This is a genomic window from Ensifer sp. LC384, from assembly GCF_001695865.1.
GTDB lineage: Bacteria > Pseudomonadota > Alphaproteobacteria > Rhizobiales > Rhizobiaceae > Ensifer.
Map to the genome: position 1 here is coordinate 145,801 of NZ_MBST01000056.1, position 24,419 is coordinate 170,219.

The 24,419-nt window shown below is 62.8% G+C and carries 25 protein-coding genes and 1 riboswitch; of the genes, 7 read left to right on the top strand and 18 right to left on the bottom strand.

Going from position 1 to position 24,419, the window contains the following annotated elements; translation table 11 throughout:
- The 7 genes from metA to BC363_RS28300 all read right to left on the bottom strand — a co-directional run bounded on the left by metA (nt 1) and on the right by BC363_RS28300 (nt 4,672).
- Entirely contained in the window at nt 1–927 is a 927-nt protein-coding gene (metA, locus tag BC363_RS28270; protein WP_065780559.1) for a homoserine O-succinyltransferase, read from the bottom strand.
- Between the two features lie 63 nt (nt 928–990).
- Nucleotides 991–1,068: riboswitch (SAM riboswitch) on the bottom strand.
- 155 nt (nt 1,069–1,223) lie between these two features.
- Nucleotides 1,224–1,697 (bottom strand): NUDIX domain-containing protein, encoded by a 474-nt coding sequence (locus BC363_RS28275; protein WP_065780562.1) that lies wholly within the window; start codon nt 1,695–1,697, stop codon nt 1,224–1,226.
- Nucleotides 1,694–2,533 carry a MoxR family ATPase gene (locus tag BC363_RS28280; protein WP_065780564.1) on the bottom strand — a complete coding sequence of 280 codons (840 nt, stop codon included), beginning with the start codon at nt 2,531–2,533 and terminating at the stop codon, nt 1,694–1,696. Before BC363_RS28280 ends, BC363_RS28275 begins: the two co-directional genes overlap by 4 nt.
- Before the next feature lie 121 nt (nt 2,534–2,654).
- Nucleotides 2,655–3,035 (bottom strand): RidA family protein, encoded by a 381-nt coding sequence (locus BC363_RS28285; RefSeq protein ID WP_065780565.1) that lies wholly within the window; start codon nt 3,033–3,035, stop codon nt 2,655–2,657.
- A gap of 8 nt (nt 3,036–3,043) precedes the next feature.
- On the bottom strand, nt 3,044–3,649 hold the full coding sequence (leuD, locus tag BC363_RS28290) for a 3-isopropylmalate dehydratase small subunit (RefSeq protein ID WP_065780567.1): 606 nt from the start codon (nt 3,647–3,649) through the stop codon (nt 3,044–3,046).
- Nucleotides 3,650–3,864: 215 nt separating this feature from the next.
- Nucleotides 3,865–4,296: a glyoxalase/bleomycin resistance/extradiol dioxygenase family protein gene (locus BC363_RS28295; protein ID WP_065780569.1), complete on the bottom strand. Its 432-nt coding sequence runs from the start codon at nt 4,294–4,296 to the stop codon at nt 3,865–3,867.
- Between the two features lie 130 nt (nt 4,297–4,426).
- Nucleotides 4,427–4,672, bottom strand: a complete 246-nt coding sequence (locus BC363_RS28300; protein ID WP_065780817.1) for a hypothetical protein — start codon at nt 4,670–4,672, stop codon at nt 4,427–4,429.
- 110 nt (nt 4,673–4,782) lie between these two features.
- On the opposite strand from BC363_RS28300, the gene BC363_RS28305 reads away from it, so the two are divergent.
- Nucleotides 4,783–5,688: a CoA ester lyase gene (locus BC363_RS28305; protein ID WP_065780572.1), complete on the top strand. Its 906-nt coding sequence runs from the start codon at nt 4,783–4,785 to the stop codon at nt 5,686–5,688.
- Complete coding sequence (locus BC363_RS28310) at nt 5,685–5,891, top strand: DUF1737 domain-containing protein (RefSeq protein WP_025425138.1); 207 nt, start codon at nt 5,685–5,687, stop codon at nt 5,889–5,891. The genes BC363_RS28305 and BC363_RS28310 overlap by 4 nt, the downstream gene beginning before the upstream one ends.
- A 220-nt stretch (nt 5,892–6,111) precedes the next feature.
- Here BC363_RS28310 and BC363_RS28315 read toward each other — a convergent pair whose 3' ends face one another.
- Complete coding sequence (locus BC363_RS28315) at nt 6,112–6,546, bottom strand: metallopeptidase family protein (protein ID WP_065780575.1); 435 nt, start codon at nt 6,544–6,546, stop codon at nt 6,112–6,114.
- Nucleotides 6,547–6,700: 154 nt separating this feature from the next.
- Here BC363_RS28315 and BC363_RS36135 point away from each other — a divergent pair, with 154 nt between their 5' ends.
- From BC363_RS36135 to bfr, 5 genes are all read left to right on the top strand, one after another.
- Complete coding sequence (locus BC363_RS36135; protein WP_244512677.1) at nt 6,701–7,675, top strand: hypothetical protein; 975 nt, start codon at nt 6,701–6,703, stop codon at nt 7,673–7,675.
- Nucleotides 7,626–9,143 (top strand): DNA polymerase Y family protein, encoded by a 1,518-nt coding sequence (locus BC363_RS28325; RefSeq protein ID WP_244519971.1) that lies wholly within the window; start codon nt 7,626–7,628, stop codon nt 9,141–9,143. Before BC363_RS36135 ends, BC363_RS28325 begins: the two co-directional genes overlap by 50 nt.
- Entirely contained in the window at nt 9,140–12,496 is a 3,357-nt protein-coding gene (locus BC363_RS28330; protein WP_065780580.1) for an error-prone DNA polymerase, read from the top strand. The genes BC363_RS28325 and BC363_RS28330 overlap by 4 nt, the downstream gene beginning before the upstream one ends.
- A gap of 371 nt (nt 12,497–12,867) precedes the next feature.
- Nucleotides 12,868–13,179, top strand: a complete 312-nt coding sequence (locus BC363_RS28335) for a (2Fe-2S)-binding protein (protein ID WP_053249341.1) — start codon at nt 12,868–12,870, stop codon at nt 13,177–13,179.
- Nucleotides 13,145–13,636 (top strand): bacterioferritin, encoded by a 492-nt coding sequence (gene bfr, locus BC363_RS28340; RefSeq protein ID WP_065780584.1) that lies wholly within the window; start codon nt 13,145–13,147, stop codon nt 13,634–13,636. The genes BC363_RS28335 and bfr overlap by 35 nt, the downstream gene beginning before the upstream one ends.
- Nucleotides 13,637–13,960: 324 nt before the next feature.
- Here bfr and BC363_RS28345 read toward each other — a convergent pair whose 3' ends face one another.
- From BC363_RS28345 to obgE, 10 genes are all read right to left on the bottom strand, one after another.
- Nucleotides 13,961–14,488 carry an RNA pyrophosphohydrolase gene (locus BC363_RS28345; protein WP_065780588.1) on the bottom strand — a complete coding sequence of 176 codons (528 nt, stop codon included), beginning with the start codon at nt 14,486–14,488 and terminating at the stop codon, nt 13,961–13,963.
- A gap of 168 nt (nt 14,489–14,656) precedes the next feature.
- A complete protein-coding gene (locus BC363_RS28350) occupies nt 14,657–15,874 on the bottom strand; it encodes a divergent polysaccharide deacetylase family protein (RefSeq protein WP_065780591.1) in 1,218 nt (405 codons plus the stop codon).
- A gap of 137 nt (nt 15,875–16,011) precedes the next feature.
- Nucleotides 16,012–17,334 carry a S41 family peptidase gene (locus BC363_RS28355; RefSeq protein ID WP_065780593.1) on the bottom strand — a complete coding sequence of 441 codons (1,323 nt, stop codon included), beginning with the start codon at nt 17,332–17,334 and terminating at the stop codon, nt 16,012–16,014.
- Nucleotides 17,324–18,739 carry a murein hydrolase activator EnvC gene (locus BC363_RS28360; RefSeq protein ID WP_141690465.1) on the bottom strand — a complete coding sequence of 472 codons (1,416 nt, stop codon included), beginning with the start codon at nt 18,737–18,739 and terminating at the stop codon, nt 17,324–17,326. Before BC363_RS28360 ends, BC363_RS28355 begins: the two co-directional genes overlap by 11 nt.
- Before the next feature lie 228 nt (nt 18,740–18,967).
- Nucleotides 18,968–19,450 (bottom strand): 23S rRNA (pseudouridine(1915)-N(3))-methyltransferase RlmH, encoded by a 483-nt coding sequence (gene rlmH / locus BC363_RS28365; protein ID WP_065780595.1) that lies wholly within the window; start codon nt 19,448–19,450, stop codon nt 18,968–18,970.
- A gap of 268 nt (nt 19,451–19,718) precedes the next feature.
- Nucleotides 19,719–20,210 (bottom strand): ribosome silencing factor, encoded by a 492-nt coding sequence (gene rsfS / locus BC363_RS28370; protein WP_083222446.1) that lies wholly within the window; start codon nt 20,208–20,210, stop codon nt 19,719–19,721.
- A gap of 44 nt (nt 20,211–20,254) precedes the next feature.
- Nucleotides 20,255–20,863 carry a nicotinate-nucleotide adenylyltransferase gene (locus BC363_RS28375; protein WP_139109920.1) on the bottom strand — a complete coding sequence of 203 codons (609 nt, stop codon included), beginning with the start codon at nt 20,861–20,863 and terminating at the stop codon, nt 20,255–20,257.
- Between the two features lie 16 nt (nt 20,864–20,879).
- Nucleotides 20,880–22,160, bottom strand: a complete 1,281-nt coding sequence (locus tag BC363_RS28380) for a glutamate-5-semialdehyde dehydrogenase (RefSeq protein WP_065780597.1) — start codon at nt 22,158–22,160, stop codon at nt 20,880–20,882.
- The gene (gene proB / locus BC363_RS28385; RefSeq protein ID WP_065780605.1) at nt 22,153–23,322 is read right to left on the bottom strand and encodes a glutamate 5-kinase; all 1,170 of its coding nucleotides are present in this window, start codon (nt 23,320–23,322) and stop codon (nt 22,153–22,155) included. Before proB ends, BC363_RS28380 begins: the two co-directional genes overlap by 8 nt.
- A 1-nt stretch (nt 23,323) precedes the next feature.
- Nucleotides 23,324–24,334, bottom strand: a complete 1,011-nt coding sequence (gene obgE, locus BC363_RS28390) for a GTPase ObgE (RefSeq protein ID WP_065780607.1) — start codon at nt 24,332–24,334, stop codon at nt 23,324–23,326.
- Nucleotides 24,335–24,419 lie beyond the last annotated feature (85 nt).

Here is a 24,419-nt window from a genome sequence, read left to right on the forward strand (position 1 = left end):
CTAGCGTTCTCCCCTGCCGATCATGTCCAGCTCGTAGGGCGTCGTCTGGTACATCTCGTTGATCCAGTTGCCGAAGAACAGATGCGCGTGGCTGCGCCAGCGGTTCTGCGGCGGCAGGGTCGAATCATTGTGCGGGAAGTAGTCGTGCGGCAGCTTGATCGGCGCGCCCGCATCCACATCCCGGAAATACTCGTCCGACAGCGATGTGGAATCATACTCCACGTGATTGAACATGTAGAGGCGCTTGCCCTTCTTCTCGTGCACGAGGCAGACGCCCATCTCTTTCGATTCCATCAGGATTTCCAGGTCGGCCACCCGGTCGATGTCGGCGCGGCGCACTTCGGTCCAGCGCGACACCGGCACGGCGAAATCGTCGGAAAAGCCGTTGAGATAGACGGAGGAGGGCTGCAGGTTCTGGTGGCGGTAGACGCCGAAGGCTTTCTCCTTCAGCGGATATTTCGGCACGCCGTGGAAATGATAGATCGCCGCCATCGCGCCCCAGCAGACGTTCAGCGTCGAATGCACATTGGTCGTCGTCCAGTCGAGGATGCGCTTCAACTCGTCCCAGTAGGTGACGTCCTCGTATTCCAGCGTTTCGACCGGGGCGCCGGTGATGATGAAGCCGTCGAACTTGCGGGCCTTCACCTCTTCCCAGGTCTCGTAGAAGGCGAGCAGGTGTTCCTCGGAGGTGTTTTTTGCCCGGTGCGCGCCGATGCGGATCAGCGACAACTCGACCTGCAGCGGCGAGGCGCCGATGAGGCGCGCCATCTGGATCTCGGTCTTGATCTTGTTCGGCATGAGGTTCAGGAGCCCGATCTGGAGCGGGCGGATATCCTGACGGATCGCCACGGTCTCGGTCATCACCCGCACGCCCTCGGTCGCGAGGGTTTCGAAGGCGGGCAGCGTATCGGGTATCTTGATGGGCATGGGGCTTCCACTCGATCAATACAAAAAAACCGGCGGCGATTGATCGCGACCGGTCCTCGGAAAATCCACGTTTCCTCGGCCCTTTAGCGATTTGTTTAACGTGGCTGCAAGCCGGCCGGCCAAATCACCACGGTTCATTTGATAGCGCGGCAAGGCCGCGGGGGTCAATGAAAAACGATTCGCCGGCTAAAAGGCCCCTCATCCCGCTGCCGCGACCGCTTTATTCCCCTTCACGCTTGCAGCAGATGACAAAGGTTGCAGCCGCCGCTCCCCTCTCCCCGCGTGCGGGGAGAGGGTTAGGGTGAGGGGCGAGCGACCGCCGAGCGGCGACGGGCAACTTGGGTTTGCAGCAAGTCCAGACCGTCCTGCATCCCGTATCCAAGCCGGTTGCGAGCCTCGCTCTGGCTGAGCCAGAAGAAGCGAAAGCGGATCGGCGGGCCACCGCTGAACGGCGTCATCTCCAGATGCAGCCAGGTTTCCCGTTGTTCGCCGGCAAGCTTCACATGGAAATAGTGCCGGCGATGGCAGATTTGCCGGCCGTTCTTGGTGAAGCGGTAGTCCTGCGTTGCAAGCGGCAAGACGATCGTCGGTGGCGCCAGCCCGGTTTCCTCGGCGAATTCGCGCAGGGCGGCGGCCTCGGGGCTTTCGCCCGGTTCCATCGTTCCACCGGGAACCTGCAGGTCGATATCCGGAAAGTCCGGCTCGTCGAAGACGAGCAGATGCTCCCGCCAGGTGGCGTAGATCAGAACCTTGTGGGCGTTTGGCCTCATCCGTCGCGGCGTGCCATGAAGGCCAGGCGCTCGAAGAGGTGGACGTCCTGCTCGTTCTTGAGAAGCGCGCCGTGCAGCTTCGGCAGCATGGTTTTGGGATCGGCGCGCAGGTCGACCGGGTCGATCTCGTCGGCGACGAGCAGGCGGATCCAGTCGAGCGCTTCGGAGGTCGAAGGCTTCTTCTTCAGCCCTGGCACCTGACGGATATCGTAGAAAGCGGCAAGGGCTGCCGAAAGCAGCGTCTTGCGGATGCCGGGATAGTGCACCTCGACGATGCGCGCGAGCGTGTCGGCGTCGGGAAAGCGGATATAGTGGAAGAAGCAGCGGCGCAGGAAGGCGTCCGGCAGTTCCTTCTCGTTGTTGGAGGTGATGACGACGATCGGCCGCTGGCGGGCGTGGATCGTTTCGTTGGTCTCATAGACGTGGAATTCCATCCGATCGAGCTCCTGTAGCAGATCGTTCGGAAACTCGATGTCGGCTTTGTCGATCTCGTCGATCAGCAACACCACCCGCCGCCCGGCCTCGAACGCCTGCCAGAGCTTGCCCTTGCGGATGTAGTTCTTGACGTCGTTGACACGCTCGTCGCCGAACTGGCTGTCGCGCAGGCGCGAGACGGCGTCATATTCGTAAAGCCCCTGCTGGGCCTTGGTCGTCGACTTGACGTTCCATTCGATGAGGTCGAGCCCGAGGGCTGCCGCAACCTGCCGGGCAAGCTCGGTCTTGCCGGTGCCCGGCTCGCCCTTGACGAGCAGCGGCCGTTCCAGCCGGATCGCAGCGTTGACGGCGATCATCAGGTCCTTGTCGGCGATATAGTCGGCGGTGCCTTCGAATTGCATGGGCTTCTTCCGGTCGTGGCGATGCGGACAACGGCTCTGCGAAGAACCCGACGTCGTGCCTCTGCAGTAGCGCATAAGCGGGGCAGGTGCCAATGCCGCGCCGGCAGCAGTCCGTCAGACGTCAGCCGCGGAAGGCGGTGACTTCGATCTCGATCAGCATTTCCGGCCGGATGAGATCGCAGACGACCATGGTGGCGGCCGGGCGGATATCGCCGAACATTTCGCCGAAGATCGGAAAAACCCGGTCGGCGAAGCTGGCATCGGTGACGTAATAGTGATTGCGCACCACATCCGAGAGCGAGAAGCCCGCCTCTTTCAGCGCGCCCTCGATCGTCTTCAGGCAATTGCGTGCCTGTTCTTCCACCGTTTCCGGCATGGTCATGGTGGCGTAATCGTAGCCGGTGGTGCCGGAAACGAAGCACCAGTCGCCCTTGGCGACGGCACGCGAATAGCCTGCCGTCTTCTCGAAGGGCGAACCGGAGGAGATGAGCTTGCGCGTCATCCCTTAGCTCACGCCCAGGGGCGCGAGGCGGCGGTCGACTTTTCGAAGCTGTCGATGGCCGTTGCCTTCTCCAGCGTCAGGCCGATGTCGTCGAGGCCGTTCAGCAGGCAGTGGCGTTTGAAGGCATCGATCTCGAACTTGACCGAGCCGCCGTCCGGGCCGGTGATTTCCTGGGTTTCCAGGTCGATCGACAGGATGGCGTTGGAGCCGCGCGAAGCGTCGTCCATCAGCTTGTCCAGGTTCTCCTGGCTGACGACGATCGGCAGGATGCCGTTCTTGAAACAGTTGTTGTAGAAGATGTCGGCGAACGAGGTCGAGATCACACAGCGGATGCCGAAGTCGAGAAGCGCCCACGGCGCGTGCTCGCGCGAGGAGCCGCAGCCGAAGTTGTCGCCGGCGACCAGGATCTTGGCGTTCTGGTAGGCGGGCTTGTTGAGCACGAAATCCGGGTTGACCGAGCCGTCCTCGTTGTAGCGCGCTTCGGCGAAAAGTCCCGTGCCGAGGCCGGTGCGCTTGATCGTCTTCAGGTAATCCTTCGGGATGATCATGTCCGTGTCGACGTTGACGACGGGGAGGGGCGCGGCGACGCCGGTGAGCTTGACGAACTTTTCCATAACTTCAGGCCTTCGATTTCAGCGAAATGTTGCGTAAGCGTTTAGATCAGTTTTGCGCCGAAATGAAGGAAAATCTGTCCCGAAGACACTTGCCGGGCGGGTGAAATTGCCTGCCCGGCAGCTGTCGTAGCGGTTGTTTTATCAGTTGGAGCGCCTTGCCCATGGGCTTTGCGGACATCGGCGGGTGTCTGGCGCCGGTGTCAGCCTGCCTTGACCTAGCCTGCCTTGACCGGGGCGTTCAACGCCCAGAGCACGCCGAAGGGGTCGCGCAGCTGTCCGTAGCGATCGCCCCAGAACATCACCTCGATGGGCATGACGATTTCGGCGCCGGCAGCCACCGCTTGGCTCCACCACGCGTCGATGTCGTCGACCGGCAGCATCAGGCTGTAGGCCTGCGGCTTTTCCAGGGGATGGCCATATTCCGGATAGGCGTCGCCAAGCATCAGCGAGCTGCCGTTGATGTGGAGATGGATGTGCATCGTCCGGCCCTGGTCGTCGACCGGTTGCCGATAAGCTTCCTTTGCGCCGAAGGCGTGCTTGTAGAATTCCGCAGCCTTGGCCGCGCCGTCGACCTGGAGATAAGGCACCAGACCGTTCAGGGCCGGTGGCAGCTGGTTTGCGTCCGTTTTCTGCGTATTGCTGTCCATGTCGTGCTCCTATCCTTCGTCACGAGGGCATGGCCTTTGCTGGCCTGGTCCAAGGACGAACGGAAACGGGTCCGCCCGACATGGGTGTCGCAAAATTTTATCTCGGCTTTGGAGACCGGTGCCGCGTGGCCTAGAGATCGATGATCGTGCCGCGACCGTCGTTCCAGATGCGCATTTCGCGCGGGGCGGCGCCGGAGGTCGGGCGGGCCGTGGCGCGGGCCGGCTTCAGATTCAGCCGGGCGGCAATGGCGCTGCCGATCGCGACAACGGCAGCGATGCCGGTCAGCGCGAGCGCAAGCGACGCGGTGAAGACGAAGGCCGCCAGCGTAATGGTAATGGCCACAGCCGTAAAAAGAACAGAGCGTATGCTTTGCATGATCGTCACCTTTCTGCCTCCGATGTGGGTGTTGCCGCCGCCGCTTGCAAGAGGGGGCGGCCGTTCGCCTCGTCTTGCGGAAAAAATGAAAGGCGGGCACAACTGGCCGCATGACAAAATCGATTGAACATCATCCCGTTCGCTTGCGCCGTTCGGTGCTTTCCGTGCCGGCCGACAATGTCCGCGCACTGGCCAAGGTTTCGGAACTTGCCGCCGATGCCGCGATCTTCGACCTCGAGGATGCGGTGGCGCCCGAGCGCAAGGCCGAGGCGCGTGACGGGCTCGTTCGCCACCTCATCGAAAACAGGCCGGATTGCGAGATCATCATCCGCATCAATGCGCTCGGATCGGGCTTCGGCCAGCAGGATCTGGCGGCAGCCGTTTCGGCAAAGCCCGACGCGATCCTTGTGCCGAAGGTCGAAAGCCCGGCCGATATCCAGATCGCCGCCGACTGGCTGGCCGATAACGATGCGCCGGAAGGCTTACGTCTCTGGGCGATGATCGAGACGCCACGCGGTGTCGTCAATGCGCCGGCGATCGCCGAGACCGGCCGCACCTTCGGCGGCAGGCTCGATTGCTTCGTCGTCGGCCTCAACGACCTGCGCAAGGAAACCGGCGTTCCCGACCGTCCCGGCCGACCTTACCTCATCCCCTGGCTGATGCAGATCCTGCTGGCCGCACGCGGAAGCGGTCTCGACGCCATCGATGCGGTGTTCAACGATTTCCGTGATGCCGACGGTTTCGATGAGGAGTGCCGGCAGGGGCGCGACATGGGGTATGACGGCAAGATGCTGATCCACCCGCTGCAGATCGGCCCGGCCAACGAACGCTTCGGCGTCGAGCAGGCCGCCGTCGACGAGGCGCGCGCGATCATCGCCGCCTTCGCGCTGCCGGATAATGCCGGCAAGGGCGTTATCAATCTTCATGGCCGAATGATCGAGCGGCTGCATCTCGACCAGGCCTTGAAGCTCGCCGCCAAGGCGGACACGATTGAAAAACGAAAGGCAAGATTTTGAAACTTTACCGCTTCCTCACCGGCCCCGACGATGCGTCCTTCTGCCATAAGGTGACGGCAGCGCTGAACCAGGGCTGGTCCCTGCACGGCTCGCCGACCTACGCCTTCAATGCGGATACGCAGCACATGCAATGCGGACAGGCCGTATTCAAGGAAGTCGAAGGCAAGGATTATCATCCCGACATCAAGCTGTCGGAGCAGTAAAAAAACAGGGACGCTCCAGTTTTGCGGCCGGAGTGTTCCTCTGTTTTCCGATTGTTTTTCCGAAGGGGCTGGCCTCAGAGCAGGATGCTCCTGACCAGCGCGAGAGGTTTTCCGGGGCTTAGAGCGTTTCCGGCTTAGACGGAGTCGCAGAAACGCCCTATCTCTTTGTTTTTACGCATTTCCTGACGGGAAACCGCTTCGCATTTTTCCTGGAAATGCTCTAGTTGCCCACGTGTTCCACGCTCGCCTCGATCCGTTCCATGTCGTCGTCGGAGAGGCCGAAATGGTGGCCGATCTCGTGGATCAGCACATGGGTGATGATGTCGCCCAGCGTTTCCTCGTTTTCCGCCCAATAGTCGATGATCGGGCGGCGATAAAGGGTGATCCGGTTCGGAAACTCGCCCGTCTCCATGGTGAAACGTTCGCTGATGCCGCGGCCTTCGAACAGGCCGAGCAGGTCGAACGGCGTCTCCAGCGCCATGTCCTCGAAGACATCGTCGCTTGGAAAATCGGCAACCTCGATGATGAGGTCGGTCGTCAGCCGGCGGAACTCCTGCGGCAGGTGGCCGTAGGCTTCCACTGCGAGTTGTTCGAATGTCGTGAGTGTCGGTGCGTGGCGTTCCCGCCAATCATCGGTCTGGTCAATGCGGGCCATAGGCACTCCTTGTTGCCCTCCATATAGCGATTTTGCCTTTGTTTTTCGAGTGTTGAATTCCTGACGCAACGGGTGAGGAATAAATTCTCAAATTTGGTTGTTGACTCCTCAGGGCAGCTCTGGAATCTATAAGAACATAACAGGAACATCTTAAATGGAGTTGACCGTCATGGCCGAGAACGCCGTGCAGCGGGAGGCCGTTCTTTCGCTTCGCGAAACCATAGCCAGGATCGAGAACCGCAGGCTTCCGGGGGTCGTGAAGGCAGTCAAGGCGGCCGATCCCGCGGGCTTCCGGCGCAAGGAAGAGGGCAGCCAGGCATCCGGCCGCAAGGTTCTGCCGCTCGGTATTCCCGAACTCGACGATATCCTCGAGGGCGGGCTGCCGCTCGAGGGCATGACGGAGATCCGCAATTCCGAGACGCGCGATGCCGGCGCTGCCGCCGGTTTTGCAACCGCGCTCAGTGCCCTCTGTCAGCAGGCGCGCCGGCAAAAGGGCGATGTCGGGGCCCCGGTTCTGTGGATCAGCCAGTCGCTCGCCTCGACCGAGGCCGGCCTGCCCTATGGCCTTGGTCTCAAGGCCTACGGGCTCGACATTCGAAGCCTGATCCTCAGCCTGCCGCGCACGGTGAAAGATGCGCTCTGGATCGCCGAGACGGCGCTTTCCGTCCCGGCCTTCTGTGCCGTCATTCTCGAAATTCGCGGCAATCCGGCATCGCTGGCCTTGAGTGAAAGCCGGCGCCTGCATGTTCGCGCGCGCGCCGGGCGCATCCCTCTTCTGCTTCTGCGCCAGTCCGGCCACGAGGAGGCGAGCAGCGCCTTCTTCCGGCTTCATATCGAACCGGCGCCCGCCCGCGAGCGCCCCCTCCCTGACGGTTCGATGCTTTGCGGCAGCATCGGTCATCCCGTCTTTCACGTCATTGCCGAAAAAAGCAGGTCTCCTGCTCCTGTCGGCCTCTTCCTGGAGTGGAACCCCCATGACCGCCGCTTTTACCCCGTCGAGCCCCTACCAGCCGCTGCTGCGGCAGACCCAGAGCCAGCGCATTCTATCGCTCGACTTTCCGCATCTTCCGGCCGACCGGGTGGCGCGGATACGCTGGGGCACCTCGTGGCTTTCCCGCGGGCGTCCTGATCATCCGCCTGTCGTCTTTGCCGACCGGGTCAGAAATGCGATGCGCCTCGTTGCGCTCGATGGCCTTGCCGAAAAGTCCGGATTCCAGTTGGGCCAGGGCGTTGCCGAAGCGCGGGCCATGTGTCCCGAGGTCGATGTGCTGCCCGCCGACCGGGCGGCGGATCGCGCCCTTCTGGAAGGGCTTGCGGACTGGTGCAGCCGCTATACGCCGCTGGTGGCGCTCGACGGCGAAAGTGGTCTTTATCTCGACATTACCGGCTGTGCCCATCTTCTCGGCGGAGAGAAATCGCTTCTCGACGACCTCTTGGCTCGGCTCTTTCATCTCGGCATCGAGGCGCGTGCGGCGATCTCGTCTTCGGCCGGGCTCTCCTGGGCGGTGGCGCGCTTCGGCTCGCAAAGCGTGATCGCTCCTGAGGAGGCCGCGCGCGTGCTTGCGCCGCTACCGATGGCGGCCCTCAGGCTTGCGACCGAGACGATCGAGACGCTTGGCCGGGTCGGCCTCAAGCAGGTCGGCGACATCATCGAGGCGCCGCGCGCGCCGCTTGCCCGCCGCTTCGGATCCACCCTGCTCTTGCGTCTCGATCAGGCGATGGGACTGGAGGACGAGCCGCTTTCGCCGCGGCTTGCCGTTGCCAGCCTCTCGGCCGAGCGGCGGCTTTCCGAGCCGGTCCAGGGCGAGGACGATATTCTCGGCCTGACGCAGGAGCTCGCAGCAAGGCTGAAGCCGGAGCTGGAAAAGCGCGGCGAGGGGGGACGGCTGTTCGAACTCTTGCTGTTTCGTGTCGACGGCAGGGTCTTTCGCATCGCTGCCGGAACGTCCTCGCCGTTGATTGAACCGGGCCGCGTTGCCGGCCTTTTCCGCGAGCGGCTGCAGGCTGTTCATGACGATCTTGATGCCGGTTTCGGCTTCGAGATCCTGCGGCTCTCGGTTCCCAAAAGCGAAAAATACGAGGTGATGCAGGAGGATTTTTCCGGCACACCGGATCGGCAGCGACCGCTTGCGGCCTTTGCCGACAGGGTCATGGCGCGGCTGGGCGCGGAAAGCCTGTTTCTGCCCGTCCTGTCGGAGAGCCACGTGCCGGAGCGTGCCGCCGTCTTTCAGCCGCTTGCGGATGTGGAGATGCTGAAGACGGTCGAGGAAGCCGCCCCCAATGTTCCGGCCAGTCTTCTGGTGGCCTCCGTTCGGCCGCAGCGGCTGTTTCAAAGCCCGGAGCCGGTGGAGGCGGTAGCCGAGGTGCCGGAAGGGCCGCCGAGAAGCTTTCGCTGGCGCCGGAGCCTTCATCGCATCGCGCGCGCCGAAGGTCCGGAACGGATCGCGGCCGAATGGTGGGTCGATGGCGAGACGGCGGCCGAGCGGGATTATTTCCGGGTGGAGGATGAAAGAGGCCGGCGGTTCTGGCTGTTTCGAGAAGGGCATTATGGCGGGCCGACGCAGCCACGCTGGTTCATGCATGGGGTCTTCGCATGAGCACGCCCTATTTCGAGATCGGCGCCTGGTCGAATTTCTCCTTCCTCGAAGGAGCGTCGCATCCAGGCGAAATGATCGTTGCCGCCAGCCGCCTTGGCATTTCCGGTCTCGGGGTTGCCGATCGCAATACGGTGGCCGGCGTGGTTCGCGCCCATGCGCAGGCGAAGGTGGAGGGGTTTTCCTTTCAGCCCGGCGCCCGGCTTTCCTTTGCCGAAGGCATCCCGGATGTGCTGGCCTATCCGTGCAACCGCCGGGGTTGGGGCAATCTCTGCCGCATGCTGAGTGCCGGAAACCTGCGGGCGAAGAAAGGCACCTGCACGCTCTACGAGACGGATCTTGTCGAATGGGGCGAGGATATCCTGATTGCCGTTCTGCCCGATCCGGTGATCGGTGCGCCGGAGGCCAACAACCTTGCGGCGTTTCTCAAGCGGCTGAAGCCGCATTTTGCCGACCGGCTCTATCTTGCGCTCGTGCCGCGGTATGACGGTTTCGACCAGCTTGTCTTTGCCGGGCTGGCAGCCATCGCCCGCAACACGGGAACGAGGCTGATCGCCACCAACAGCCCGTTGTTTCACGAGCCGGCGCGCCGGCCGCTGGCCGATATCGTCACCGCCATACGCGAGCATGTGACGGTCGCACAGGCGGGGTTCCGGCTTCAGGCCAATGCCGAACGGCATCTGAAGCCACCGGAGGAAATGGCGCGCATCTTTCGCGACTACCCCGAGGCGATCGCCAGCACCGGGCATTTTTTCCGCCGGCTGAATTTCACTTTGGCGGAACTCGAATACCAATATCCCGACGAGAGTTTTGCAGGCGAGACGACGACGCAGACCCTGCGGCGGCTGACGATGGAAGGCGCCTATCGGCGCTATCCCGGCGGCATTCCCGGGAAGGTCTCGACCCAGATCGAATACGAGCTCGATCTGATCGCCAGCAAGCGCTACGAGCCCTATTTCCTCACCGTGCGCAACATCATGGAATATGCGCGAAGCGTCGACATTCTTTGTCAGGGCCGCGGGTCGGCGGCGAATTCGACCGTCTGTTACTGCCTTGCCATCACCGAGGTCGATCCGCTTTCGACGACCCTGCTTTTCGACCGCTTCATCTCGACCGAGCGTGACGAGCCGCCGGATATCGACGTCGACTTCGAACACGAGAAGCGGGAAGAGGTCATCCAGCATATCTATAGGACTTACGGCAAGGAGCATGCGGGGCTTACGGCCGCCGTCATCAGCTACCGGGCGCGTTCGGCCGGCCGCGAAACGGCGAAAGCCTTCGGTTTTTCGGAGGACGTACAGTCGGCACTTGCCGGTTCGGTCTGGGGCTGGTCGGCGGCCGATCTGTCAGAGCGGGAGGCCAAAGCCGCCGGCCTCGACGTCAAGGATCCGACGACAGTGCGGGTGCTGGACTACGCCACCGAGCTGATGAGCTTTCCCCGTCATCTCTCCCAGCATGTCGGCGGCTTCGTCATCACCCGCGATCGGCTCGACGAGGTGGTGCCGATCATGAACACGGCGATGCCCGACCGCTACATGATCGAATGGGACAAGGACGATCTCGATACGCTGAAGATCCTGAAGATCGACGTTCTGGCGCTCGGCATGCTGACCTGCATCGCCAGGGCTTTCGAACTCCTGGACCTGCACTACGGTCGAAGAGAAACCCTCGCCCGCCTCTTCAAGGATGACCAGAAAGCCGTCTACGACATGATCTGCCGGGCCGATACGATCGGCGTCTTCCAGATCGAAAGCCGGGCGCAGATGAGCATGCTGCCGCGCCTCAGGCCGCGCATCTTCTACGACCTCGTCATCGAGGTGGCGATCGTGCGTCCGGGGCCGATCCAGGGCAATATGGTTCATCCCTATCTGAAGCGACGGGAGCAGCGCGATCTCAACATACCCATCGAGTATCCGAGCAAGGAGCTGGAAGTGGTTCTGGAGCGCACCCTGGGCGTGCCGCTGTTCCAGGAACAGGCGATGCAGATCGCCATCACCGCGGCAAATTTTACGCCCGGCGAGGCCGATCAGCTCAGGCGGGCGATGGCGACCTTCAAGCGAACCGGAACCATCCATACGTTCAAGCAGAAAATGATCGACGGGATGGTTCGGAATAAGTATCCGCTCGAGTTTGCGGAGCGCTGCTTCAGGCAGATCGAAGGGTTCGGCGAATACGGCTTTCCGGAAAGCCATGCGGCCTCCTTCGCGCTGCTCGTCTATGTCTCCTCCTGGCTGAAGACCTATTATCCCGACGTCTTCTGCGCGGCACTTTTGAACTCGCAGCCGATGGGTTTCTACGCTCCCGCCCAATTGGTGCGGGACGCGCGCGAACATGGCGTGCGGGTGCTGCCGGTCGATATCAACCATTCGGATTGGGATGCGGACCTTGAGCAGGGCCTTCTCGACCGCAAGGCAATCGAGCCGCGGCATCGAGAAATGTCGGATGTGATTCTGACGAAAAAGGCCATTCGACTCGGCTTCAGCCTGGTCAAGGGTCTCAAGGAGAAGGAGATCACCGACAAGCTCGTCACCAATCGCGGCCGTGGTTACATCTCGGTTCGCGATCTCTGGCTGCGTTCGGGACTGCCGCGGTCGGTGCTGGAGAAACTCGCCGATGCGGATGCGTTCCGCTCGATCGGGCTCGATCGCCGCAACGCGCTTTGGGCGGTAAAGGCGCTGGACGAGAAAAGCGCTGCCGAGCGGCTGCCGCTCTTCGACCGGGCGACGCAGGACGAATTCCAGCTGGAGCCGGCGGTTTCGCTGCCGGTGATGCTGGAGGGCGAGCAGGTCATCAACGATTACCGCTATCTCACCTTCTCGCTGAAGGCCCACCCGGTCTCCTTCCTGCGGGCCGAGCTTTCCGGGCAGGGGCTGGTCGAAAGTCGCGCTCTCGCCACGGCACCCGTCGGCCGCAGAGTGACGGTCGCCGGCCTGGTGCTCGTTCGCCAGCGTCCAGGCTCGGCCAAGGGTGTGATCTTCATGACGATCGAGGACGAGACCGGCGTCGCCAACGCCATCGTCTGGCCAAAAGTCTTCGAAAAATACCGGCCGGTGATCATGGGTGCGCGTCTCGTCAAGATCCGCGGCCGGCTCCAGCGCGAAAGCGATGTCATCCATGTGGTGGCGGAATATATCGAGGACATGACCCCGATGCTCGGGCTGTTGCACAAGGAGGTGCGCCACTTCGGCGCCAACGATCGTGCCGACGAGGTGTTGCGACCAACGGCCGACGCACGCGAGAAGAAGGTGCTGAAGGAGCTGCGCCTGGCGGCTGCCCGCCGGGCCGCCGGTGCCGATCACCAGACTGTTGCGACCGAAGTTGCCGACGTGATGCCGAAAGGCCGCAACTTTCATTGACGGGCAGGCACGGTGGGGTCGGCATGGCTTCGAAGACCGGCCTCCCATGCCCTTTTCGGAGATCGCGCTTTCGAGACCCGCATTGCCGGGGCGGATTTCGGCCGCTCGCTTTCAGCTTCCTTCGATAGGCTGAACCTGGCCGTGACCCTGTGTAAAAATGTCGCAGTATCCTGCGGCAGTTGCGGCGAAATCCACAGGAGGAAAGGTCATCAATGCTGAGCTAATATTATGAAAATGCGATGTTTTTTGTCATGTTTAGATTCGTTCTAATCAGCGTGCAACTTCCGCTCGCGGAGTTTTTTGTTGACAATAAATATCCTCTTTTGCTTTATGAGCGAATTCAGGGCGTTGCGTTTCACAGGCAAGACGACATGCTGGTTTGCAGCTGCAATTTCATCACGGAAAAAGAGATCGAGGATACGATCGTAAGCCTCCTCGATGAGGACTGTTGGCAGCTGATCGTGCCGGCGAAAGTCTATCACGCGATGGAAAAACGCGGTCGCTGCTGCGGTTGCTTCCCCAACGTCGTCGACATCATCATCCGTACCACCGAGCAATATCACGGCCGTCGCGACTCGACGGATGTCGAGATATTTGATTTCATGGCCCGCCTCAAACAATTCCATGAAGACAACCGGAGGGCGGATCTTGAAAGGCGACAAAAAGGTCATCGAGCAGCTTAACGAAGCGCTCTATCTCGAACTCGGTGCCGTCAACCAGTACTGGCTGCATTTCCGCCTGCTTGAGGATTGGGGCTACACGCTCCTTGCCAAGAAGGAACGTGCCGAGTCGATCGAGGAAATGCACCATGCCGACAAGCTCGTCGCGCGCATCATCTTCCTCGAAGGTCATCCGAACCTGCAGACGGTCGGTCCGCTGCGCATCGGCCAGAATGTCAAGGAAGTGCTGACGGCAGATCTTGCCGGCGAATACGACGCCCGCACGGCCTACAAGAAATCACGCGACATCTGTCACGATGCCGGAGACTATGTCTCCATGAAGCTGTTCGAAGAGCTGCTTGCCGACGAGGAAGGCCACATCGATTTCCTCGAAACCCAGCTCGAACTTCTCGATAAGATCGGCGAAACGAAATACGGCCAGCTCAACGCAGCGCCGGCCAACGAGGCCGAAGCCGACTGAGCGTCTTGTTCCATTCGCACGAAAAAGCCGCCGATCATTTCGGCGGCTTTTTGGTTTCTGGCATAGGCCATGGAGATCCAAGGCCCGGTCGTCGCCTGGTGGCGCTTAAAGGATAGGCGCGGAGGCTGCCGGCTGCCGCCGGCATGGCGGATCCTCGCCGGCCGGATTGAAACTCTGCTTGGACGCCGATGCCGATCTGCCCACGAACGCGCCGCGACCCTGTGCCCAACTGGTTTCGGGCCTCGCGCCGGACAACGCCGGTGTCATAGCAACCTGCGTTGATATTACTCGGTGCGGCCCAGCCCCTGTTCCTGCAAGACGCCGTTATGGAACCAGATGGGCGAAGGCGGCGACGACGTCCTCGTAGACCTTGCGCTTGAAGGGCACGATCATCTGCGGCAGGTCGCGCATCGGCTTCCAGTCCCAGGCGTCGAATTCCGGCTCGTGGCCGCCTGGAGGCGGGTTGATGGCGATTTCGTTCTCGTCGCCCTCGAAGCGGAAGGCGTACCAGCGCTGCGTCTGGCCGCGAAATTTGCCCTTGAGGCCGATGCCGATCAGGTGCGAGGGCAGATCGTAGTTGATCCAACCCGGTGCTTCGGCCAGGAGCGAGACGGTGCGCATGCCCGTCTCTTCATAAAGCTCGCGATAGGCGGCTTTCAGCGGGTCTTCGCCCTTGTCGATGCCGCCTTGCGGCATCTGCCATTGCTGCGGCGAGCCGTCATATTCTGAGTTACCGACGGCAACCCGGTGACCGGCCCAGACGAGGCCGGCATGGTTCAGCACCATGACCCCGACACAGGGGCGATAGGGCAGGTCTTCCGGCCGCAGGTTCTTGTCGTTGTGTTTGCTCATCCGCTGTCCTCTCCTGGCTCAAGGCGCCGAACGATCACGGCCGAGCGCTGCCCTAATGTTCGAACCGTCGAGATGTCTCATCGCACCCCTGTTCCGGGTCCGCAATGGTTTCGTGCGGGCGGCGCTCTCGCGCTTGGCGTAAAGCACGACGCCGCAGAAGCGCTCGGTCTATCTTTGCTCCGGATCCTTCACGAGCGCCGAGACGCCGACAATCTCGATGCCGCGCCCCTGCGCCTCGCCGGCCCATTGCGTGATGGCGGCGACGCTCTCGTCGAAGGCGGAGGCAACGCCGATGGCCGTGCCGTTGCGCCGGGCGATGCGCTCCAGTTCATCGAGCTTTTTCAGAATGGCGCTGCGGCTGAGCTCGCTGTCAACGGTCATGTCGGCAAAGCCATGCGGAACGTCGAAGGCATCGGCGAGCTTTCCGGACAGCGATTGCGCCGAGGTGCCGTCGTCGAGGAAAAGCACTCCGCGCTTGTCGAGATCGCGCATCACCGGTTCGAGAGCATCGGCATCGGAGAGAAAGCGCCCGCCGAGATAGTTCATGATGCCGGTATAGTTGGTGATCTGCGCCATGCTTTTGTGCAGCTCGGCCAGGTTCTTCGTCGCGCCGAGCGACAGGCGGAGCGCGTGCGGTCCCGGATCGTTGTCCGGGTAATCGAACGGTTCCATCGGGATCTGCAGCAGGATCTCGTGGCCGCTGCGTCTTGCCTCCTGCATCCAGCGTTGCAGGCTGTTGCCGGCGGCGGCAAAGGCGAGTGTGACGTCTGGCGGCAGGTCGCGGATGGCCTTCTGCGTGCCGGTCTGGCTGAGGCCAAGGCCGCCGACCACAAGGGCGATGCGGGTGCCGCGCGCGCCGGACCAGGGGCGGGCATATTGATCCATCGGCCGCAAGCCATCCGCTCCGGTGATCGGCAATCGGCCCTGGGCGCTTTCCTCCAACAGATCGTCATTCGGAAGAGCGGCCATGCGCGGGTCCTGGCCGCGTATCGGTCCGACATTGATCAGCGCGGGACCGCTACCGTCGCGCTGGCGCGGCGAGAACTTGGTGACGGTCGTGCCGTCGTTCGTCAGGGTTTCCTCGACATGAGCCCCAGAAAAGGCGTTGCCCGGCTTAAGCGCCCCGCCGCTGGTGTTCGATGATTGCCCGCTTGTCGGGTTGGGTGTCTTTTCCGCCATCTGGGCCGTTTCCGGCGAAGCCTCGCCCTGTGTCGAAGGCTGTCTGCGCAACCCATCCGGAGCGATGGCGTTCCAGACGGAAAGGCCGATCACGGAAACAGTAAAGATGCCGACAACGGAATAGCTGAGCAGGCGGCGACGGTTGCGCTTTGGCGCGGTCTTTTCCCGGCGGTTCTGGCCAAGGGGGGCATTGAGATCTGTTCCCAAACGGAGCCTCGGTCGACCTGAAGGAGAGTTGCCGGTGAGGGATGCGCCGTCTTTATGAGAATCAGCGGTTTCCGGCAGCACCTGCTGCCCACATAGTATAAAGGCGCCGGGTTGACCAGCCCGGCGCCTTTAAAGGCTTACTTCTTGAGTTCGGCCTGTTCCGGGCTTGCCGGGAAGGCCGGATCGGTCTTCTTGCCGCGCAAGAGGTCAAGCGCGTAGTTGAGCTGCAGGTCGTCCTTCGGCTCCGGCGGCACATAGGCGACCGAGCCGGAACCTTCGTCGGTTTCGCTCTGTCCCTGGATGTGGCCGCGCAGATCGGATTCGCCCTGGGCCTCGACCCTGCCGAGCAGTTCCGGCGGCAGCGGCTGTTCGACCTTGATGTCGGGCGTAATGCCCGTCCCCTGGATCGATTTGCCCGACGGCGTGTAGTAGAGCGCCGTCGTCAGGCGCAGAGCGCCTGCTTCGCCGAGCGGAATGATCGTCTGGACCGAGCCCTTGCCGAAGGAACGCGTGCCGAGCACGGTCGCGCGTTTCAGGTCCTGCAGGGCGCCGGCAACGATTTCCGACGCGGAGGCCGAGCCGCCATTGACGAGAACGACCACCGGCTTGCCGTCGCTCAGATCACCTGGCGTCGCGTTGAAGCGGCGGGTCTCGTCCGGATTGCGGCCACGGGTCGAAACGACCTCGCCGCGCTCCAGGAAGGCATCCGAAACGTTGATCGCCTGGTCGAGCAGACCGCCCGGGTTGAGGCGCAGGTCGAGAACATAGCCCTTCAGCTTGTCGGCCGGCACTTCCGCCTTGATCTTCTCGATGCCCTTCTTCAGGTCGTCGTAAGTCTTCTCGGTGAAGGAGATCACACGGAGATAGCCGACGTCGCCCTCGGTGCGGAACTTGACGGCGCGAACGGCGATCACGTCACGCACGATCGACAGTTCGATCGGCTTGTCTGCGCCCTTGCGCAGGATCGTCAGCTTGATCGGGGTGCCGACGGCGCCACGCATCTTCTCGACCGCATCCTCGAGCTTCAGGCCACGAACATCCTGGCCATCGATCTTGGAAATGAAGTCACCGGCGAGAACGCCGGCGCGGGCCGCTGGCGTGTCGTCGATCGGGCTCGTCACCTTGACGAGGTCGTCTTCCATCGTCACTTCGATGCCGAGGCCGCCGAATTCGCCACGGGTCTGGGTGCGCATGTCCTCGGCATCGGTCGAGTTCATGTAGCTCGAATGCGGATCAAGCGAAGAGAGCATGCCGTTGATGGCATTCTCGATCAGCTTGTCATCCTGCGGAGGGGTGACGTACTGCGCGCGCACGCGCTCGAAAACGTCACCGAAAATCGCCAGCTCGCGATAGGTCGAGGTATTGGCCGCGACGGCTGGAACGACAGCCGAATAAATGACGCCCATAGCGGTCGCACCCATCAGCGCCCCGACCAGAACAAGTGAAGCCCTACGTATCATTTCGCGCCTTTCCAACCTCTGCTGCGGTCCACCACGGTCGGGAATCAACCGGTTTTCCGTCTTTTCGGAATTCAATGTAAAGCGTCGGCCGGTCGGTTTCCAGCGCCAAGGCCGCAGCGCTTGCGACTCTTTTTGCACCCATCGTCGCAAGCGGTTCACCCGCCACGACAAATTGTCCGGTCTGTACGCTCACCTTCTCCATGCCCGACAGCACCACATGGTAGCCGTCGCCCGGATTGAGAATGATCATCTGCCCATAACTGCGGAAATTGCCTGCATAGACGATCCAGCCATCTGACGGCGCAGTCACCAGCGCACCGGGATTGGTTTCCAACATGATCCCTTGCAGGGAGTGCCCCGTACCATCGGCATCGCCGAACTTTCGCAAAAGCGATCCCGCGGCCGGATAGGCAAGCTTACTCCTCAGCTCCGAAAACACGTATGCTGGCGCAATGCGGTTTTTGTCGGGCACGGCGCTGCGGGCAAGCTCGCGCGCGGCTTCGCGCTCGGCCTCGCTCATGCGCAAGCGCTCTTCCTCCTGGGCGCGGGCGGCGGCGGCGGCGTCGCGCACCGAGGCGATTTCGTTTTCCAGCGAACCGATGAGGCCTTCGAGATTGGTCGCCTGGGAGGCGAGTTCCTGCGCCTTGCGCTGCTCGGCGGCGAGCTCGGCCGCACTTTTCTGGCGCAGCTTTTCCTTCTCGGCCACGAGCATCGACATGCGGCGCTCTTCCTCGGCATTGGCCGTCATCGCCGCGGTCAGCTCCTCGCGCTGCTTGCCGATGCCGGCGCGGATATCGGCGAGCGCCTTGAGGTCGGCGACGAGGTTATCCGTTTCCTCGCGAATTCCGGGGACGACAGCACCGAGCAGAATGGCGCTGCGAACGGAGCCGAGCGCATCCTCGGGCGTCACCAGGATCGCCGGCGGCGGGTTGCGGCCCATGCGCTGCAGGGCTGCCAGTACCTCCGCCAGCACGCCGCGGCGGGCGCGCAGGGATCGGCGTACCGTATCCTCCTTGGTGCGCAACTCGCTCAGCTTCTTCTCGCCGTCGACGATCTGCTGCTCCAGATCCTGCCGTTTCTTGGCGGAATCGACAATGGCGACGCGCAGCGCCTCGTTGCTCTTGTCGATCTCGGCAATGGTCGCTGCCAGCTCGTCGGCGCGCTCCTGCGACAGCGTAATGGTTTTCGACAGCGCATCGAGTTCGCTGCGGGTGCTATCGCGACGAAGCGTCAGGTTTGCGGCCGGATCGGGCGGCCCCTGTTGCTGATCCGCGCCCGATGCAGCAGGCGTTGCCGGGGCATCCTGGGCCGCAGCGGGAAGCGCGACGGCAAGCCCAAGCGCCAGCAGCGCCGCACTGCGGCTGGGCCGCCATGCATCGCCACCGATCTTTTCGAAAGCGCTCATCATGCTTCGGCGCGTCATTCGTCCTTAGGCGTCCAACTGGAAATACCGGCGCATATGTTCGCCAACCGGAAACGATTTCCGGAAAGCGTCATGCGCAGTTTCAACGTTTGTGAGTGTTCGCTGCGCTTCCTTGCCGGGCGCGCGACGCTCTCTTCAACAAAAAAGCCTAATCTGATTTGGGGGATGCGACCAACACATATTCTCGTTATCGCCGGTGCGTCGTGCGTCTCAGACACGGTGGTAGGGATGTCCGGAGAGGATGGTCACGGCGCGATAGAGCTGTTCGGCGATCAGAATCCGCACCAGCTGATGCGGCCAGGTCATCTTGCCGAGATTGAGCACGGCGTCGGCGCGGGCATGAAGGTTCGGGTCGAGCCCGTCGGCGCCGCCGATCGCGATCATCAGATCGCGTTTGCCGCCGTCGCGAAAGGTGCCGAGCAGCGATGCGAAGCCCTCGGAATCAAGCGCCTTGCCACGTTCGTCGAGCAGCACCAGCAGGCTGCCTTCGGCGAGCGCCTTTTCGAGCTGCGATGCCTCGTCGCGCTTGCGGGTGTCGGAATTGGACGCGCGGCTTTCGTTGACTTCGACCACGCGGGAAAGTTCAAGACCGATTGCCGGACCGGCCTTGGCAAAACGATCGAGATAGCGGGCCGCAAGGTCTTTTTCCGGCCCCGCCTTCAGGCGGCCGACTGCGAAAAGTCCGATACGCATGACACATCCGTCTCCGCCTGCGCTGGACCGCGCACCTGCATAACTCCTGAAACCGGGATCGATTCAAGGAGAAGATCCTGCAGCGCGCTAAAGCCCAACAGCGACCTTTACGCGTCATACCAGACGCGACAGCGCTGCAAGCTACGGTCAGTCGCAACAATCATCTTCGCTGTGATACGCCGCTTCGGCGATGACAGCCACATTCCCAACATGCATGACCGCAACTCGGCTCGCGTGACGGCTCAGACGTCCGACGAACCCGGCGGTCTCAATGCAGCGTGCCGTCCTCGATTTCCGGTGTCGCCCACATCTTTTCGATGTTGTAGAACTCCCGGATTTCCGGCCTGAAGATGTGAATGATCACATCGCCGGTATCGATCAGCACCCAGTCACCTGTTTCCAGACCTTCGACGCGGGCGTTGCCGAAACCCTCGTCCTTCAGATCCGTGGTCAGATGGTCGGCAATTGCCGCCACATGCCTGCTCGATCGCCCGGAGACAACGACCATGAAGTCTCCCAGCGCCGACTTGCCGGCAATGTTGATGGTGACGATATCTTCTGCCTTCGAGTCCTCTAGGCTCTCGAGGACCAGTTGAAGCGCACGGACAGCGGCTTCGTCGCTAGATCCCGTGCTGCGTGGGAACGCGGAGGCCGCATATCCCTTGGCGTGTGCTGTTGTCAGGGTTTTTCCTTTCCAAGTGAACAGAACAGGCACTTCCGATTCGACCGTTTCGCCCGAACCGTCAGTAAATGTAGGCATCAAACCAGAACGGTTTCAAGACACGAGAAATGAATCATTCGATTTCACGCCGTCCTGGCGGACCGCAGCGCCGTCGAACTCATCGAGGAACGCGGCCCGTGGACGAAGGTCCAGGCGGGTGCCCGGTGAAAAGCAAGGCGCCGGGCATCGTCCTCGTCGATGCGGGCATAGTCGAAGGTCTTGGCCATGCGCGAAGAGAGATAGGCAAGCGTCGAGCCCGGCCGATCGATGACCGCGATCGGGAAGGTGCGGGCGATCTTCTGCCAGTTCTGCCAGCGGTGAAAGCTCTTCAGGTTGTCGGCGCCCATGATCCAGACGAAGCGGATATCGCGGTTGCGGGCCTTTACGATCTCCAGCGTGCGGGCGGTATAGCTCTGCCCCAGTGCCTTTTCGAAGGCGGTCACCTTGATGCGCGGATCCGGAGCGAGCTTTTCGCTGAGCGCGATGCGGTCGGCGAGCGGCGCCAGATTGTCGTGGTTCTTCAAGGGGTTTCCGGGGGTGACCATCCACCAGAGCTGGCTGAGGCCAAGGCGCTGGATCGCCGTTTCGGCGACCAGCACATGCCCCTCGTGCGGCGGGTTGAACGAGCCGCCGAACAGGCCGACCACCATGCCGCTTTCAACATGGGGCATGCGCAGATAGCGGCCGTTCACTTCGCAGGATGTCACGTCAGGGCCTGACCTGTCCGGCACCGCGCACGCGATACTTGAACGATGTCAGCTGCTCGACGCCGACAGGGCCGCGGGCGTGCATCTTGCCGGTGGCAATTCCGATCTCGCCACCCATGCCGAACTCGCCGCCATCGGCAAACTGGGTCGAGGCATTGTGCAGGAGGATGGCGGAATCGATCTCGGCGAAGAAACGCTCGACGACATCAGCATTTTCGGCGATCACGGCCTCGGTATGCGCCGACGACCAGGTGTTGATGTGCTCGATCGCGCCGGAGATGCCGTCCACCAGCCGGACCGAGATGATCGCGTCGAGATATTCCGTCGACCAATCCGCGTCGGTCGCCGGCTTCAGGCCATCGACGCTACCGGCAAGCTCCCCGGACACCCGCACTTCGCAGCCGGCCGCGAGCAGCGCCTGAAGCAGCGGCTTTGCCAGCGTGCCCGCGGCATTGCTGTCGATCAGCAGCGTTTCGGCGGCACCGCAGATGCCGGTGCGGCGCATCTTGGCGTTGACGACGATCTTTTCGGCCATGGCGAGATCGGCGGATGCGTCGACATAGATGTGGCAGAGGCCTTCGAGATGGGCGAACACCGGCACGCGCGCCTCGTTCTGGACCCGCGCGACGAGGCTTTTCCCTCCGCGCGGAACGATCACGTCGATCGTGCCGCCGAGGCCGGAGAGCATGGCACCGACGGCGGCGCGGTCGGCGACCGGCACCATCTGGATCGCATGTTCGGGCAGGCCGGCGGCTTTCAGGCCCTCGACGAGGCAGGCATGGATGGCGCGCGAGGAATGGAAGCTGTCGGAGCCGCCGCGCAGGATAACGGCATTGCCGGCCTTCAGACACAGCGCGCCGGCGTCAGCCGTCACGTTCGGGCGGCTCTCGTAGATCACGCCGATGACGCCGAGCGGCGTGCGAACGCGCTCGATATGCAGGCCATTGGGGCGATCCCACTCGGCGATGACGTCGCCGACCGGATCCCTGAATTCGGCAATCGCGCGAATGCCGTTCGCCATGTCGCGGATACGGCTTTCCGTCAGCGTCAGGCGGTCGATGAAGGAGGCGGCGACGCCAGACTGGCGGGCGTTTTCAAGATCGATCGCATTGGCGGCAAGAATCTCGTCCCGGCGATTGACGACCGTCTCGGCCATGGCGACGAGGGCTGCGTGCTTGCGCTCGGCAGTGGCAACGGCAAGCGGGCGGCTTGCGGCCTTCGCCTGGCGGCCGATCTCCAGCATGACGCTCTCGACGTCTTCCTTCTTCACTTCGTCAAGCATGGACTTCATCCCTCCGGCCGTCCTTCTCGTCGGCGCGTTTGCCGGTCATCACCAGATCGTCGCGATGCACCATGGCGGCGCGGCCGGCGTAGCCGAGGATCGCCGCGATCTCGGCGGATTTCTTGCCGGCGATCTGGCGCGCCTCGTCGGCATCATAGCCGGCAAGCCCGCGGGCGATCTCGCGGCCCGATGCGCCGAGAATGGCAATGGTGTCGCCGCGGCTGAAGGTGCCCTTCACCTCGCGCACGCCGGCGGGCAGCAGGCTCTTGCCGGAACGCAGGGCATCCTCGGCGCCGGCATCGATTGCGAGCGTGCCGGCGGGCAGCAGCTGTCCGGCAATCCAGGTCTTGCGTGCGGTCACCGGCGATCCCGAAGGCGCGAACCAAGACGAGCGAGCGCCGTCCTCGATGGCCGCCAGAGGATGGTTGGGTTTGCCCGAGGCGATGATCATGGCGCAGCCGGCGGTGGTTGCGATCTTGCCGGCGTCGATCTTGGTGCGCATGCCGCCGCGCGACAACTCGGAGGCGGCACCCCCTGCCATCGCTTCGATTTCGGGCGTGATCTCCGCGATCGCGTCGAGGAAACGGGCGTTGGGGTCGAGATGCGGCGGCGCCGTGTAGAGACCGTCGATGTCGGAAAGCAGCACCAGCAGGTCTGCTCCGATCATGGTGGCGACGCGGGCGGCCAGGCGATCGTTGTCGCCGTAGCGGATCTCGGTGGTGGCGACCGTGTCGTTCTCGTTGATGATCGGCACGGCGCCGAGCTTCAGGAGCTGATTGATCGTGGCGCGGGCGTTCAAATAGCGGCGGCGCTCCTCGGTGTCGCCGAGCGTCAAAAGCACCTGGCCGGCGACGATCGCGTCGGCCGAAAGGCTTTCCGACCAGGCGCGCGCAAGCGCGATCTGGCCGACGGCCGCAGCCGCCTGGCTTTCTTCAAGCTTCAAGGCGCCCGCCGGCAGCTTCAATACGGTTCGGCCAAGCGCGATGGCGCCGGAGGAGACGACGAGAACGTCGGCGCCCTTGGCTCTGAGGGCGGCGATGTCGGCGCACATGGCATCGAGCCAGGCCTTTTTCAGCCCGGTCGCGCGGTCGACCAACAGGGCCGACCCGATCTTGATGACGACCCGGCGATACTTTTGAAGCGGCTTGCGGGTCTTCGTCATGTCAGACGTTCTCTTCTCCGGACTTTGCCGCGACAATGACGGTGCGCAGCGCCCGCAGTGCTTCGGTCATGCCCTTGCTGGTGACGGCCGAAAGCAGAAGGGGCTGCTCGCCGCAGGCCTTTGCCAGGGCCTTGGCTTTCACCTTCAGTTCGTCCTCGTCGAGCACGTCGATCTGCGCCAGCGCGACGATCTCGGGCTTGTCTTCGAGCCCGCCGCCATAGGCTTCGAGCTCGTGCTTCACGGTCTTGTAGGCCTTGGCGACGTCTTCTTCCTGGGCGGAGACGAGATGCAGCAGCACGCGCGTGCGCTCGACATGGCCGAGGAAACGGTCGCCGATGCCCACGCCTTCATGCGCGCCTTCGATCAGGCCAGGAATGTCGGCGATGATGAACTCGTTGCCGTCGATGGTGGCGACGCCGAGGTTCGGGTGCAGCGTGGTGAAGGGATAGTTGGCGATCTTCGGTCGCGCCCGGGTACAGGCGGCAAGGAAGGTCGATTTTCCGGCATTGGGCAGGCCGACGAGGCCGGCGTCGGCGATCAGCTTCAGCCGCAGCCAGATGGTCTTTTCTTCGCCTTCGAGGCCAGGATTGGCCCAGCTCGGCGCCTGGTTGGTGGCGGACTTGAAGTGGGCGTTGCCGAAGCCGCCATTGCCGCCGGCGGCAAGCCGGTAGCGCTGGCCCTCGGCGACCATGTCGACGATCAGCGTCTCGCTGTCTTCCTCGAAGATCTGGGTGCCGACCGGAACCTTCAGCGTCACATCGGCGCCGCCGGCGCCCGTGCGGTTGCGGCCCATGCCGTGCGTACCGGTCTTGGCCTTGAAGTGCTGCTGGTAGCGGAAATCGATCAGGGTGTTGAGGCCGTTGACCGCCTCGACCCAGACGTCGCCGCCGCGGCCGCCGTCACCGCCGTCCGGTCCACCGAATTCGATGAACTTTTCGCGACGGAACGACACGGCGCCTGCGCCGCCGTCGCCGGAGCGTATGTAGACTTTCGTTTCGTCGAGAAATTTCATTGGGCTGCCATCTGTTCGGTGTATTCGCGCGGTCGTATTTTGCCGCCATCGATATAGGCGGTTCATCCGGAGGTCAAAGAATATC